Origin of the sequence: Xanthomonas sp. GPE 39 (assembly GCF_000963005.1) — a bacterium.
In the GTDB taxonomy this organism is placed as follows: domain Bacteria; phylum Pseudomonadota; class Gammaproteobacteria; order Xanthomonadales; family Xanthomonadaceae; genus Xanthomonas_A.
In genome coordinates, this window is record NZ_JZHZ01000007.1 from 932,852 (window position 1) to 946,134 (window position 13,283).

Below are 13,283 nucleotides of genomic sequence, written 5' to 3' on the forward strand. Positions count from 1 at the left end.
CAGGCGCATATGCGTGAAGCATTGGGCCATTGGCGTTTACGCAAGCTGTGCCTGTTGGTTCGCGCGTATCTTGAGTCATCCCGTGTCACCGGTCGCATTGCCTCCGTTTTTCAGTCAGGAGAACGCCCATGAAATCCCGTGCCGCCGTTGCCTTCGCAGCAGGTCAGCCGTTGCAGGTCGTGGAGATCGATGTCGCGCCGCCGCGTCAGGGCGAAGTGCTGGTCAGGATCACCCACACCGGCGTTTGTCATACCGATGCGTTCACCCTGTCCGGCGACGATCCGGAAGGGATCTTTCCGGCGGTGCTCGGCCACGAAGGCGGGGGCATCGTCGAAGCGGTGGGCGAGGGAGTGATCAGCGTGAAGGTGGGCGATCACGTGATTCCGCTGTACACGGCCGAGTGTCGCGCGTGCAAGTTTTGCCTGTCTGGCAAGACCAATCTGTGCCAGGCGGTGCGCGTCACGCAGGGTAAAGGCCTGATGCCCGATGGCACCACGCGCTTTTCCTATAACGGCCAGCCGATCTACCACTACATGGGTTGCAGCACGTTTAGCGAATACACGGTGGTGCCGGAGATTTCCCTGGCCGTGGTCGATCCGCAGGCACCGTTGGAGAAGGTGTGTCTGCTCGGATGCGGCGTCACCACCGGGATCGGCGCGGTACACAATACCGCCAAGGTCAAGCCGGGCGATTCGGTGGCGGTGTTCGGACTGGGCGGTATCGGTCTGGCGGTGATCCAGGGCGCGGTGCAGGCAAAGGCGGGGCGCATTCTCGCGATCGACACAAATCCGGACAAGTTCGTACTGGCACGGCGCATGGGTGCCACCGACTGCCTCAATCCCAAAGACCATGCCAGTCCGATTCAAGAAGTGATTGTCGCGATGACCGATGGCGGTGTGGATTTCAGTTTCGAGTGCATCGGTAATGTGCAGGTGATGCGCGCGGCCCTGGAGTGCTGTCACAAGGGATGGGGCGAGAGCGTCATCATCGGCGTGGCCGGTGCTGGTCAGGAAATCAGCACGCGTCCGTTTCAGTTGGTGACTGGCCGGGTGTGGCGCGGCAGCGCGTTCGGTGGGGTCAAGGGCCGCACGCAGTTGCCGGGGATGGTCGAGCAGGCAATGCGAGGCGAAATCGACCTGGATCCGTTCATTACCCACACCTTGCCGCTGGATGAGATCAACCAAGCGTTTCATCTGATGCATGCAGGCAAGTCGATCCGTACCGTCATCCATTTCTGATCGACGGTTCGTTGCGTTGCGGTGTCGTGCATGCGCTACGTCGCACGCAGGTAGTTTCCAAACACAGGAGTCACTTTGATGGAGCGTATCGAACACCATGCCTGTCACGGTGGTTGGCAGGACGTCTATCGTCACCATTCCACGGCCCTCGGCTGCACCATGCACATCGCGGTGTATCTGCCGCCGCAGGCAGAGCACGCAGCGTTGCCGGTGTTGTACTGGCTCAGTGGATTGACCTGCACCGAGCAGAATTTCATCATCAAGTGCGGTGCGCAGCGTTATGCCGCCGAGCATGGGGTGATCCTGGTCGCACCCGATACCAGTCCGCGCGGCGATGACGTCGCCGATGCCGATGGCTATGACTTGGGCATCGGTGCAGGTTTCTATGTCAACGCCACGCGCGCGCCGTGGGCCACGCATTACCGCATGTACGACTACGTGGTGGAGGAATTGCCGGCGTTGGTCGAAGCGCAGTTTCCGCACAATGGTCGCCGTGCGATCAGCGGCCATTCGATGGGAGGGCATGGCGCACTGGTGGTCGCGCTGAAGAATCCAGGTCGCTTCCGCAGCGTGTCGGCGTTCGCGCCGATCGTTGCGCCGACGCAAGTGCCTTGGGGTGAGAAAGCCTTTACCGCGTATTTGGGCGAGGATCGCACGCAGTGGTCGGCGTATGACGCCAGCGCACTGATCCGCACGGCTCGGGAGCATCTGCCGATGCTGATCGACCAGGGCGGTGACGATGCGTTCCTGGAGGCGCAACTGCGGCCGCAGTTACTGCAGGATGCGGCCGATGCCGCTGGTTATCCGCTGACCTTGCGCCTGCAGCCCGGTTACGACCACAGTTACTACTTCGTCGGCAGCTTCATCGGCGAGCACATCGCCTTCCACGCGCGCGCGCTGCGCGACTGAGCGCAGCGAGAGGGGGCGTCGGGGCTGGTTGGTGGTGTGCGGTCAGCCTTGGGTGGGCGCAGGCAAATCCCATGCTCGGGCATCGACTGTGCGGCTGCCTCACGCGCGTTGTGCGTGAGAGTGTTGTGCTCTCTCAGCGCACGTCGTGCAGTTCCCAGAAGCTGCCGGCAAGCAAGCGCATGCGCTGCCTCAGGATGTCGCCGGGGATGCTGGTCGTGACGGACAGGTCAATGCGCAGGTCGTTCTGCCTGCCGGTGACGCGTGCATTGGGATCGGTGATGGCCTGGGCTGGATCCACCTCGTCCGGATCTGGCTGCAACGCGTGCCAGCGCTCACACCAGCCTGGGTCGCGCAGGGCGGTTTGCAATTGTTCGGCGAAGGCGTCGGCGCCATGTGCGGTGAAACTCAGCGACGGTTGGCTGCCGCGCGCACGGGAGGGATCGGGCAGGCTGATCGAATAGGTGACGGTCATAGATGTTTTTCCGTGATGCAAGGCCAAGCAGCCTAGCAGAGCGAGACTACCATCCGGTGTGCAGTGAGGCCGCCTCGTCACTAGCGCAACCAGCCCATCGACGATCTTATATCGATGCTGGATGGGCACATGGCAGTGGTCCGCTCGGTAGACAATACACGTTGTCGGAGGTTGCTAATGGCCTGGAAGTGAGTGTTCGCGCACGCTTGATACTGTGCCGAGCTAGCACTATTGCCGTTCGTGCATTACTCAGATGTTCTTTTCATAGCTCAATCTGCGGACATCTTGTTAGCGTCGGTTAAGACAGCGAATGGCTGTTTCCCTAAGGAAAATTCCGATGCACAACATCAAGATGGTCGCGGGTGTCCCGCGTAAGACGCGCCGTCCCTTGCAGACACTGCTCGCGCTGGCGTGTATGGCCGCCGCGCCCCTGGTTATGGCTGGGCCGAATAAGGTCTATGGAAGCCATTACGCATGGGTCAACGATTTCGGCGATCCGAACCACGGCATGCAAGGCACGTTTGGTACCGGCACCACGCCGGAATTGAATGTGTCTTTCAACTATCCCAGCAACGACCTGCATGGTTATCCAGCCATTCTGCGCGGCTACCACTACGGTTGGAATCCGGCCAACGATAATCTGTTTCCCGCCCAGGTGTCCTCGCTGACATCGATCCCGGTCCAGTTCTCCTACAGTGCTGGCGGCACTGACATGCACGGCGACTTTGCCTACGACATATTCTTCCGCCGCGACGCGAACAAGGACGTGCCACAACTGGAATTGATGATCTGGGGCGGAAATAACTCCTATCCGGTGGGTCAGCCCACCGCCACCAACGTAATCACCGCTGGCGGCTATACCTTCGATTTGTGGGAGGGTGATAACGCCGGTGCCGGCTATTACGTTTATACCTTTATCCCGCACGGCACTGCTGGCCAGGCCAATCTGCCGACCAGCGGTAGCCTCAATGTTGACGTGAAGCAATTCCTCAATTGGTTGCAGGCTAATCGTAGTCAGGATGGTCGCTACAGCGATTCGCTGTACCTGCATGTGGTTGAAACTGGCTTCGAAGTAGTGCGCGGCAAAGGTTGGATCGATATCACGGCGAACATCGACGCGAAGACTGGCGGTACCAGTGGCGGCGGCGCCAGCGGTGGCGGCACCAGCGGCGGTGGCACCAGCGGTGGTGGCACCAGTGGCGGCGGCACCAGCGGCGGTGGCACCAGCGGCGGTGGCACCAGCGGCGGTGGCACCAGCGGCGGTGGCACCAGCGGCGGTGGCACCAGCGGTGGTGGCACCAGTGGTGGCGGCACCAGCGGTGGCGGCACCAGCGGTGGTGGCTCCACGAGCAGCCCGAGCTTCAGCACACGTACCATTGTCGACAGCGACTGGCATGCCGGCTATTGCGAGCACGTGCAGGTGACCAATACCGGTACCAGCGCAGGCAACTGGTCAATCAGCCAGCCGATCAGCGGCACGATCAACAGCCTGTGGAATGCGATTTGGACGCAGTCCGGCAGCACGCTCAGCGCTGCGGGTATGGATTGGAACAAGACTCTCGCGCCTGGTGCCATGGCCGAGTTCGGCTTCTGCGCCAGCCGTTGAGATCACGAGGTCTGAATAACCCAGCAAATCACTATTGGGCTGGGTTGTTCAAACGATGAGGGTATGCCTGGATGAGCGTTCTCGGTCGTCCAGGCATATTTCTTTGCAATGCACTGCATCACCCAGGTTGCAAGGACGTTCCCGCATCCGTGCAACCTTCAAGGCACGATCAGCTTATGGCGCGATCAGTTGCACGCTGTCGAAGACGACAGCCGGACCGAGAAAGCCATTGTCCGGCGAGCCGGAGATGGTATCGATGTCCAGCCAATTGAGGCCGGCCTGCAAGGCCGTGGCCGGGATGTCGACAAGGTACAGGGTATTGTTCCCGCGATAGGTGCCGCGGGTAATGCCGCGGCTGTCCGGTTGATTGGGTCGCGCTGGTGCCGGGCCAATCCATTGGCTGTTCACGCTCACTTGCGGGCGCGCACCGGCTTGTGTCAGTGGGACGAACATCCGCAAGCGATAGTCGCTGACTTGGTCGGCGCCGAGGACGAACTCAATGCGCGTGGGCGTGTTGACGCCGTGCCATTGCACCGCAGGAAAATCCTCAAGCGCGCTGGTTCCCACACGGTAGGTCAGCGGCCCCCAAGGTGCCATGGCCTGGTCGGAGGGATGCATCGTGGGCAACAGGCTTGCGTTGAGAAAACCGCTGGGAGTGCCGTCGGGCACGCCGATCTGCCACTGTACCTGGCCCTGCAGCGGCACCGCTTGCAATGCGGTCTGCGTGGTGGTGCCGGCATCGACTTCGAGTGTGTCCTGCGCAACTTCGAGTTCGTTTTGGTAGAGCGTGATGCGATAGTGTCCAGGAAGCACGCTGGCGATCTGGAATTGTCCTGTCGAGTCCGCGCTTGCCCAGTACTGCGCCTGGTCGTTGCTCAGGCCGACGACGGCCGGTTGCCCGTTTGCTACGCCCGAGACCTGACCGGATACCGCGCCGCGGCCGGTGTTGTCCACGAAGCCTTTTAGTTTCAGCGTCGCATCGACGAAGCTGAGATCGGTCGCCGCGTCTGGCGCTGGGCCACCGTCGGTGAACAGCAGGGCATACACGCCATGCAGACCGCCGCGATAGGACTCGGTCTGGGTGTGGTTGGAAAACATGTAGTTGTACAACTCGTGGGTGACCACAGTCTTTTGCGTGGCGATGTCTTTGAAGAATGGGCCACCGGAGCTGTATTCGCGGTTCCCCATCCACATGCGAACGGCCACGTTCGTGCCGCTCACGCCATGGATGCTGTCGTCGATTGCACGCCGCGCAGAATAGAACTTGGAACTGGTGCGGCCGTTGGGAAGCAAAAACACGTCCTTGGCTTCAATCGCAGTGCCGACGTTGGAGTCCGGTTCGCGGTCGGCGTTCGGCAGCAGGTTGACATTGAGCCGTGTGACGAAGCGCAATTCGCCGATTGGCAGCAAGGTGGGCGCATAGGTGGCCATGTAAATCGCATTGCGGCCTTTGTGCGCCATGTAGTAATGGGTCAGATCGCCGGCTTGAGCCGAGATGACGATGGTGTCGCCCACGGTGCGCGCCACCACGGTCGCTGTGCCGAGTCCCGAGGCAATCTGCGAACCCTTGGGCTCGGTACTCTGCAACTCGGTGCCGCGATAGCGCATCGACACCAGGTCGCCATTGCTGTCATCCACGCTGAACACCAGATTGGCGCCGCTATCGACGGTGAAGCGCCCGCCGCTGTGGCTGAGGCCGAAGGTTCCATTCTGTGCCACAGCAGGCAGTGCGCTGCCCACTGCGAGACAAAACAAGATCATGGAAAAAAAGGTGCGCACGCAGGCATTTCTCATGGGATGTGGGTCTTTAATTAATTTACAAAATCAGGTGTGGATATCACCTTGACATCGACATGTTCCGCTTCAGTTACAAGTCGCCACGCGGTCCATGCTCTGTTTCCTACCGTGTCGACGTTGACGCTGGCCGGCTCTGCACTGCATCGCGACGTGGGATCTGCTATGCAACTGTATTGAAGCCAGAGAGACGCCGCGATGAGCGAAATCACCCCGCAGGCTGTCGTGGATTTCTGGCGTAGTGCTGGCCGTGAGCGCTGGTTCGCCGTCAACGAATCCTTCGACGCCAATGTCCGCCAACACTTGCTGGACACCCACCATGCCGCTGCGCGCGGCGAATATGCGGGGTGGATGGGCGATGCCGAAGGTGCACTGGCGCTGTTGCTGTTGCTCGATCAAGTGCCGCGCAACGTGTTCCGTGGCAGTGCGCATGCTTACGCCACCGACGGGCTGGCCTGCTATTACGCGCATCAGGCGTTGGTGGACGGGTTCGATCGGCAGACGGATACGACGTTGCGGATGTTTTTTTATCTGCCTTACACGCATACCGAGGATGTCGCGTTGCAACGCCAGGCGGTGGAATTGTTCAGCGCGCTTGCCGATGCCCAGGCGCTGCAATGGGCGGTGATGCACGAGGACGTGATCCAGCGTTTCGGTCGTTTTCCGCATCGCAATGCGGCGTTGGGACGGCAAACCACGCAGGAGGAGAACGATTTTCTGCAGGTCGACGCGGGCATCGGCTGACTGGCCAAACGCGTCTGCGCACCGAAGGCAATCAGCGTGCGTCATCCACTGCGCCGTGGCGATGCACGCGGTGCATTGCCATGGCGCAGTGGATGGATCGGTGTATGCGTGGCTGCACGAGCGCATGATCTTGCGCCTGCCCGTTGAGCGGATTATGGCCGCGTGCGTGAACGGCTCAATACTTCGGCACGCTGCCGTCCACTTGGTCTGTCCAGGCGTCGATGCCGCCGATCACGTTGTGTACCCGAGTGAAGCCGAGCGCGCGGAAGCGTTCGGCTGCCTGTGCACTGCGCCCGCCGCGATGACATAAGAACGCCAGCGCGGTGTCCTTCGGTAGGGCTTCCAATTGCGCGCGCTGCTCGCCGTCCAGTGAGCGGAATGCCACATTCACCGCGGCGACCGCGCGCTCCTCCGGCGGACGCACGTCCACCAGGATCAGGTTGCCGGCGCGGACCTGGTCGTCGGCGTCGCGCGGGCTGATGTCCTGTACCGGCTTGGGCGCGTTGGGGTTGTCGATGGCCAGGCCGCGCCCGCGCAGGTCGTCCACCCAGTCGATGGTGATGCCGTCGGCGCGGCGTGCGCTGCCCAGGTCGAACTGCACGCGCAGGCCGTTGGATTCGGCGGCAATGGCGTTGGGATCGGTCGGCGCAAGCTGGAAGTTCGGCTGGAACTGCGCATCGATCGCCAATGCCAGGCTGGCGCCTGGGGCGTCGGCCAGCGCGCCGCGCAGCATGTCGGCGGCGGCGTCGGTGATGGTGATCGTCGGCGGCGTGCGATCCGGGGCTGGCACGCCCAACAACTCGCTCAGTTCGCCATTGCCGGCCATTTGCAGAATGATGTCGCTGCCGCCGATCAACTCCCCGTCCACGTACAACTGCGGGATCGTCGGCCAGTCGCCGTAGACCTTGATGCCCTCGCGGATGTCCTGGTCGGCCAGTACGTTGACGTGGGCGAAGTCGACGCCGAGGTCGTTCAGCGCGCCCACCGCTTTGGCGGAAAACCCGCACTGCGGCATGCCCGGCTGACCTTTCATGAACAGCACGACGCGGTTGGAGCTAAGCAGCGTTTCGATGCGCGAGCGCAGGGCGGGATCCAGGGACATGGCAGGTATTCGGTGGCGAAGTCAGGCCGGACATTCTACGCCGCATGGCATCATGGGGCATGACAGTTCCGGAAACGCTGCATCGTATCCCGCCTCATCCGCACCGCTGGCTGCTCTGGGCGTTGGCCTCGCAGGCACTGGTCGCGGCGCTCTGGTGGGCGTGTGGCTGGCGCATCGGCCTGCCGGTGTTGCTGCTGTCGCATGCGGCGTTTTTGCTGCCGGTCTTCCTGCCACGGGCGTGGCTGTACGCGCCGGTGCTCGATCGTCTGCCCGGCAGCGCCCCCCGGGTATGGCTGACGATCGACGACGGTCCGTCCGAGGACACCGTGGCGATCCTGGAGCTGCTCGACCGCTATCAGGCCAAGGCCACCTTCTTTTTGGTCGGCGCGCGCGCTGCCGCGCGTCCGCAGTTGGTGCGCGAGATCGTGCGCCGTGGCCATGGCATCGGCAACCACAGTCACACTCATCCACATGCCTGGTTCTGGGCGTTGGGGCCGCAGCGCATGGCGCGCGAGATCGATCAGGCCCAGCAAACCTTGACCAGCATCGCCGGTGTTGCGCCGTGCTGGTACCGCTCGGTGGTGGGCATGACCAACCCCTTTGTCGCCGCACCGCTGCGCCGTCATGGCCTGACCCGGGTGGCCTGGAACGTGCGCGGCTTCGATGGCGTGCGCTGCGACCCTGCGGCGACCGTGGCGCGCATCGTCCGCAAGCTGACTCCAGGCGCGATTGTGTTACTGCATGAAGGTGCGGCGCACGGGCACAACCCGGTGATCGTAGAGGGCGTGCTACAGGCGCTGCACGCACGCGGGCTTTGCGCCGAGGTGCCTGATGCCGGCACCGCGCAGGTGACAGCCCATCGCAGCGAAGAACCGCCTGTCGATCAGCCGTGATGCGCGATGCCGAACCATCGGAACCAGGAGTGACGTGGTGTTGCGCGGGTGTTGTTTGCCAGCAGGCGTCGCGTGCGGGTTAGGGCGTGCCGGTCAGGCCAGGGCCGCGTATGCCGCAGGTAACACGCGCTCGGTCCAACGCGCATACATCGCCGCCGACGGGTGCAGTCTGTCGGCGGCCAGCATCGCCGCTTCGCCGCCGCCATCGCGGCTGATCGGGGTGATATCGACGAAACCAATTGCATGCGCGGCGCAACACTCTTGGGCGGTCGCGTTGAAGGCGTCGATCTGGATGCTGATCTGTATTGGGTCGTACTTGGGCGGTTGTGCGAGTGGGCTCAAGCCCCAGTCCGGGATCGAGACCATCAGCACTCGCCGCGATTGCGTGCCGGCAAAATCGATTGCGCGTTGTAGCAGTGAGTTGAGCTGCGCACGGTACTCCTGCAGTGGGTGGCCGTGATATTGATCGTTGACCCCGATCAGTAGCGTCACCAGTGCGAACGGTCCCTGTGGCGCGGCCTCGTCGATGGCGGTGCGAGTTGGTTGGTGCTCCAGCCGGTGGTGGCGATGATCTGCGGATCGCTCAAGTCCACCCCGCGCGTGCGCAGCGCGGCGGCCAGTTGCATTGGCCAACTTTCTTCCACGGTCAGGCTCTGGCCGATGCTGTAGCAGTCGCCAAGCGCCTGGTAGCGTGGTGGGTCCGGCACCGGCGTGTTGGTCTTTGCTTTGCGTGGCATCAGCGCACAGCGCTGCGCGGTTTCAGCGGCACCACCTTGGTGGCGGCTTCGGCACGCCGCGTCAGCACTCGGTCGATGCGTGCGAACACCTCGCGCATCGTCGCCGCTTCCGGCAACAGGGTGACGCGGAAGTGGTTGTGGTAAGGCACGTTGAAGCTGGAGCCCGGGACCACCAAGACGCCCTCTTCGTTCATCAATTCCAGCGCGAAGGCGTGGTCGTCGAATCCGCGCGCGGCTGCGCCGACCACGGCTGGAAACGCGTACAGCGCGCCGGCCGGTTGCACCAGCGACAAGTGTTCGCTGGCCGCGCAGGCGTCGATCACCGCGCGACGGGTTTCGTACAGACGGCCGCCGGGTGTGCACAGCGGGGAGATGGTATCCGGGCCGTTGACTGCGGCGTCGATGGCGAATTGACCAGGCACGTTCGCGCACAGGCGCAGCGCGCCGAGCAGGTCCATGGCATTGCGGAACTCGCCGATGCGCTCGGTGGCACCGGAGAGCAGCGCCCAACCGACCCGCCAGCCGCAGGCGCGGTGCACCTTGCTCAGGCCGCCGAAACTAACGCAGGGATGCTCCCCGGCCAGGGGCGCGACCGGGACGAAGTCGGCGCCGTCGTACAACACTTGGTCGTAGATTTCGTCGACCATCAACAGCAGGTTGTGCTTGACCGCGATAGCGACGATCTTCTCCAGCAGGGCGCGCGAATAGCTGGCGCCACTGGGATTGTTCGGGTTGATCAGCACGATGGCACGGGTGCGCGAGGACACCAGTGTTTCGATCTCCACCGGATCGGGCTGGAAGCCATTCTCCGGCGCGCAGCGGTAGTACACCGGGCGACCGTCGTTGAGGATGGTGGCGGCTGACCAGAGTGGATAGTCAGGCGACGGCACCAGCACTTCGTCGCCTGGGTTGAGCAGGGCGCGCAGGGAGAGGTCGATCAGTTCGCTGACCCCGTTGCCGATGAAAATGCGCTCCGGATGGGCATCCGGATGCTGGCGTCGGGCGTAGGCCGCGGCGATTGCCTCGCGTGCCTCCGGCATGCCTTGTTGGTGAGTGTAGGGGTCGGTGCGTCCCATGTCGTCGGCGATCGCGCGCTGCAGATGGTCCGGTGCGCGGAAACCGAATGCGCCGGGATTGCCGATATTGAGCTTGATCAGCTTGCGCCCCTGCGCCTCCAGGTCACGGGCGCGCCGGGCCAGTTCTCCGCGGATTTCATAGCGGACTTCAGACAGACGTTCGCGAATCGCGAGCGGCTTGATCGGCGGTGTAGGCATCGCATTAGCCGGTGGAGCGTGGAACTGGCATGGTAGCGGAAATGCGATAGAACCACCGGGACCGCATCGGCAGCGTCTAGAATCCGCACATGAGTCTGCCCCAGATCGATTTCGCTGCGTTGCGCCCCATCGGCTGGCCCTGGCCCGGATCGCCTGAGGAGCCGGCCTGGCTGGCGCAGTTCGATGCCTATCCGCAAGCGCGGCCGGCGCGGGTGGTGGAGCAGCATCGCACCGGCTATGTGGTCGCCGATGCGGTGGACACCGCCTTCAAAGTGGAGTCGCTGCCGGATTGGCAACGGCCACGCTTCCCCAGCCATGAGCGCGCCGCGGTCGGCGACTGGGTTCTGCTGGATGGCACGCGCATTGTCGCGCTGCTGCCACGGCGCACCGCGATCAAGCGCGGCGCTGCTGGTGAGCATTACCATCAGCAGGTCATTGCGGCCAATATCGATACGGTGTTCATCGTCTGTGGCCTGGATGCGGATTTCAATCCGCGCCGCATCGAGCGCTATCTGCTGCTGGTCGGCGGTGGCGGTGCCGCGCCGGTGGTGGTGCTGACCAAGGCCGATCTCACCGAGTACGCCGACGATGCCCTGGCGGTGCTGGAGGAGCTGGCCGCGCAGTCGATCCCGCTGCTGACGGTCAATGCGAAGCAAACTGAAAGCGTCGCCGCGCTGCGGCCCTGGCTGCGACCGGGGCAGACCGTGGTGCTGGTGGGGTCGTCTGGCGCGGGCAAGTCCACCTTGACCAATACCTTGCTCGGTGTGCAGAAGATGCGCACCGCTGCGGTACGCGAGCGCGATTCGCGTGGCCGCCACACCACCACGCACCGCGCGTTGTTGCCATTGCCCTCTGGTGCCTGCCTGATCGATACGCCGGGCATGCGCGAGCTCAAGCCCACTGGCGAGGAAGACCTGGCCGAAGGCGCTTTCGCCGATATCGAGGCATTGGCGGCGCAATGCCGGTTCAACGATTGCGCACACCAGGCTGAGCCGGGCTGCGCGGTGCAGGCCGCGATCGAGCGCGGTGAGATCGACGCCGCGCGTCTGGCCAATTACCTCAAGCTGCGCGAGGAAGTCGCCGGTGCCGCTGGCAAGCTGGCGCAGCGGAAGGCGCAGAACGCCACGACCGGCCGCGCCGGCCATTCGTCCTCCGGCAAGCCGGGCGGCAAGCGCCAGCCGCCACGCAGCCTGCGTCGCTGAGCGAGATCGGATTCTGCGATGGCGGTGGTACCTGCCGAGATCCGCCATCACACCAAGCTGGACGCGCGCATGGTCAAGGCGGTGCGCGGCATTCGTCTACTGGCACTGACGAGCTGGCCGTTGGCGCTGCAGGCGTCGTTTCTGCAAAGTGTGGCGCGCGGTCAGCCGCAACTGCCGCAGGTGCAGTATCCGCGCCTGGACTTGACCGACACACGTCGCGAGTTGGCCGCCATCGCACAGGCGTGCGATCCAACGCATCCGCTTGGTGTCTATCTGCAGGCGTCGGTGCACAGTTGGGATCTGGCTGCGGCGTTGCTGGAGTCGCTGGGGACATCGGCGGTGGGGACGTATTCGGCGCAGTTGTTCGGCGTCCCGGAAGATCCGATGCCCGGACAAGGGGCGACCATGCGCGAGGCGGCCAGTCATTTCATTCATATCGCTCAGGAACTGGACGGTGAGCTGCTTTCGGCCGAAGAGCAGGTGCCGGTGTCGGCCACCGCGTTGCATTTGTTGTTGCAGCGCGACCTGGATGCCTTTTTCGGTAAGCGGGTGATCGCGGTCGAATTGGATCCGGACTTGCCATCCAAGGCCGCAGCGGGAGCCCGCCGCATCCGCCTGCGCGCCGGTGCGACGTTCAGCGATTACGACCGGGCGCAGTTGTTCCACCACGAGGCCTTGGTGCATTCGCTGACCGCGCTCAATGGCCGCGCACAGGTGCATCTGCGAAGTCTTGCGCTGTCCTCGCCACGAGTGACGGCGACCCAGGAAGGTCTGGCGACTTTCGCCGAGCAGATCACCGGCAGTATCGACATCGTGCGCATGAAGCGGATCAGTATGCGTATCGAGGCGATCGCACTGGCACGCGATGGTGCCGACTTTATCGAGGTGTTCCGTTACTTCGATGCGGCCGGACAGTCCCCGATGGAGAGTTTTTCATCGACCCAGCGCGTGTTTCGTGGTGTGCCGACCAGCGGTGGCGTTGCGTTCACCAAGGACACGGTGTATCTGCGTGGGTTGGCGTCGGTGCACACGTTTTTCCGCCAAGCTTTGCAGCGTGACCGCCTGTCGCTATGCCGTGGGTTGTTCGCTGGCAAGATGACGCTGGAAGATGCGGTCGGATTCGCACCGCTGTTCGAATCCGGCATTGTGCTGCCGCCGCGTTGGTTGCCGCCGTGGATGGCGCGGGTCAGAGGACTAACTGGGATGTTGGCGTTTTCGCTGTTCGCCAACCGTATCCGCATGGATGGGCTGGATTGAGTGGCATCGCCCCGTGTTTGCCGATCGCCAATGGTTCGCGTGTGGTGATGCCTTA

12 protein-coding genes are annotated in these 13,283 nt (G+C 63.4%); 7 read left to right on the forward strand and 5 right to left on the reverse strand.

Going from position 1 to position 13,283, the window contains the following annotated elements; genetic code table 11:
- Positions 1–128 precede the first annotated feature (128 nt).
- A complete protein-coding gene (locus tag XALGPE39_RS03945; protein ID WP_045727075.1) occupies positions 129–1,238 on the forward strand; it encodes an S-(hydroxymethyl)glutathione dehydrogenase/class III alcohol dehydrogenase in 1,110 nt (369 codons plus the stop codon).
- Positions 1,239–1,316: 78 nt separating this feature from the next.
- Complete coding sequence (gene fghA, locus XALGPE39_RS03950; protein ID WP_045727076.1) at positions 1,317–2,147, forward strand: S-formylglutathione hydrolase; 831 nt, start codon at positions 1,317–1,319, stop codon at positions 2,145–2,147.
- Positions 2,148–2,280: 133 nt separating this feature from the next.
- Here fghA and XALGPE39_RS03955 read toward each other — a convergent pair whose 3' ends face one another.
- Positions 2,281–2,619 (reverse strand): hypothetical protein, encoded by a 339-nt coding sequence (locus XALGPE39_RS03955; protein WP_045727077.1) that lies wholly within the window; start codon positions 2,617–2,619, stop codon positions 2,281–2,283.
- A 337-nt stretch (positions 2,620–2,956) separates the two neighbouring features.
- Here XALGPE39_RS03955 and XALGPE39_RS16360 point away from each other — a divergent pair, with 337 nt between their 5' ends.
- A complete protein-coding gene (locus tag XALGPE39_RS16360; RefSeq protein ID WP_235429741.1) occupies positions 2,957–4,225 on the forward strand; it encodes a cellulose binding domain-containing protein in 1,269 nt (422 codons plus the stop codon).
- A gap of 174 nt (positions 4,226–4,399) precedes the next feature.
- Here XALGPE39_RS16360 and XALGPE39_RS03965 read toward each other — a convergent pair whose 3' ends face one another.
- On the reverse strand, positions 4,400–5,986 hold the full coding sequence (locus tag XALGPE39_RS03965; RefSeq protein ID WP_235429742.1) for a rhamnogalacturonan lyase B N-terminal domain-containing protein: 1,587 nt from the start codon (positions 5,984–5,986) through the stop codon (positions 4,400–4,402).
- 231 nt (positions 5,987–6,217) lie between these two features.
- On the opposite strand from XALGPE39_RS03965, the gene XALGPE39_RS03970 reads away from it, so the two are divergent.
- Positions 6,218–6,763: a DUF924 family protein gene (locus XALGPE39_RS03970; protein WP_045727079.1), complete on the forward strand. Its 546-nt coding sequence runs from the start codon at positions 6,218–6,220 to the stop codon at positions 6,761–6,763.
- Positions 6,764–6,938: 175 nt separating this feature from the next.
- On the opposite strand, the gene grxD is transcribed toward XALGPE39_RS03970, so the two are convergent.
- Entirely contained in the window at positions 6,939–7,865 is a 927-nt protein-coding gene (gene grxD, locus XALGPE39_RS03975) for a Grx4 family monothiol glutaredoxin (RefSeq protein ID WP_045727080.1), read from the reverse strand.
- Between the two features lie 44 nt (positions 7,866–7,909).
- On the opposite strand from grxD, the gene XALGPE39_RS03980 reads away from it, so the two are divergent.
- Positions 7,910–8,758, forward strand: coding sequence for a polysaccharide deacetylase family protein (locus XALGPE39_RS03980; RefSeq protein ID WP_200893859.1), 849 nt, complete (start codon positions 7,910–7,912; stop codon positions 8,756–8,758).
- Positions 8,759–8,851: 93 nt separating this feature from the next.
- Here XALGPE39_RS03980 and XALGPE39_RS03985 read toward each other — a convergent pair whose 3' ends face one another.
- Both XALGPE39_RS03985 and XALGPE39_RS03990 read right to left on the reverse strand, forming a co-directional pair.
- Positions 8,852–9,391: a GDSL-type esterase/lipase family protein gene (locus XALGPE39_RS03985; RefSeq protein ID WP_343123011.1), complete on the reverse strand. Its 540-nt coding sequence runs from the start codon at positions 9,389–9,391 to the stop codon at positions 8,852–8,854.
- A gap of 103 nt (positions 9,392–9,494) precedes the next feature.
- Positions 9,495–10,769: a pyridoxal phosphate-dependent aminotransferase gene (locus tag XALGPE39_RS03990; RefSeq protein ID WP_045727082.1), complete on the reverse strand. Its 1,275-nt coding sequence runs from the start codon at positions 10,767–10,769 to the stop codon at positions 9,495–9,497.
- An 89-nt stretch (positions 10,770–10,858) separates the two neighbouring features.
- On the opposite strand from XALGPE39_RS03990, the gene rsgA reads away from it, so the two are divergent.
- Together rsgA and XALGPE39_RS04000 are read left to right on the forward strand one after the other, a co-directional pair.
- Positions 10,859–11,971 (forward strand): ribosome small subunit-dependent GTPase A, encoded by a 1,113-nt coding sequence (rsgA, locus tag XALGPE39_RS03995; protein ID WP_045727083.1) that lies wholly within the window; start codon positions 10,859–10,861, stop codon positions 11,969–11,971.
- An 18-nt stretch (positions 11,972–11,989) separates the two neighbouring features.
- Entirely contained in the window at positions 11,990–13,228 is a 1,239-nt protein-coding gene (locus XALGPE39_RS04000) for a flavohemoglobin expression-modulating QEGLA motif protein (RefSeq protein ID WP_045727084.1), read from the forward strand.
- Positions 13,229–13,283: the final 55 nt, after the last annotated feature.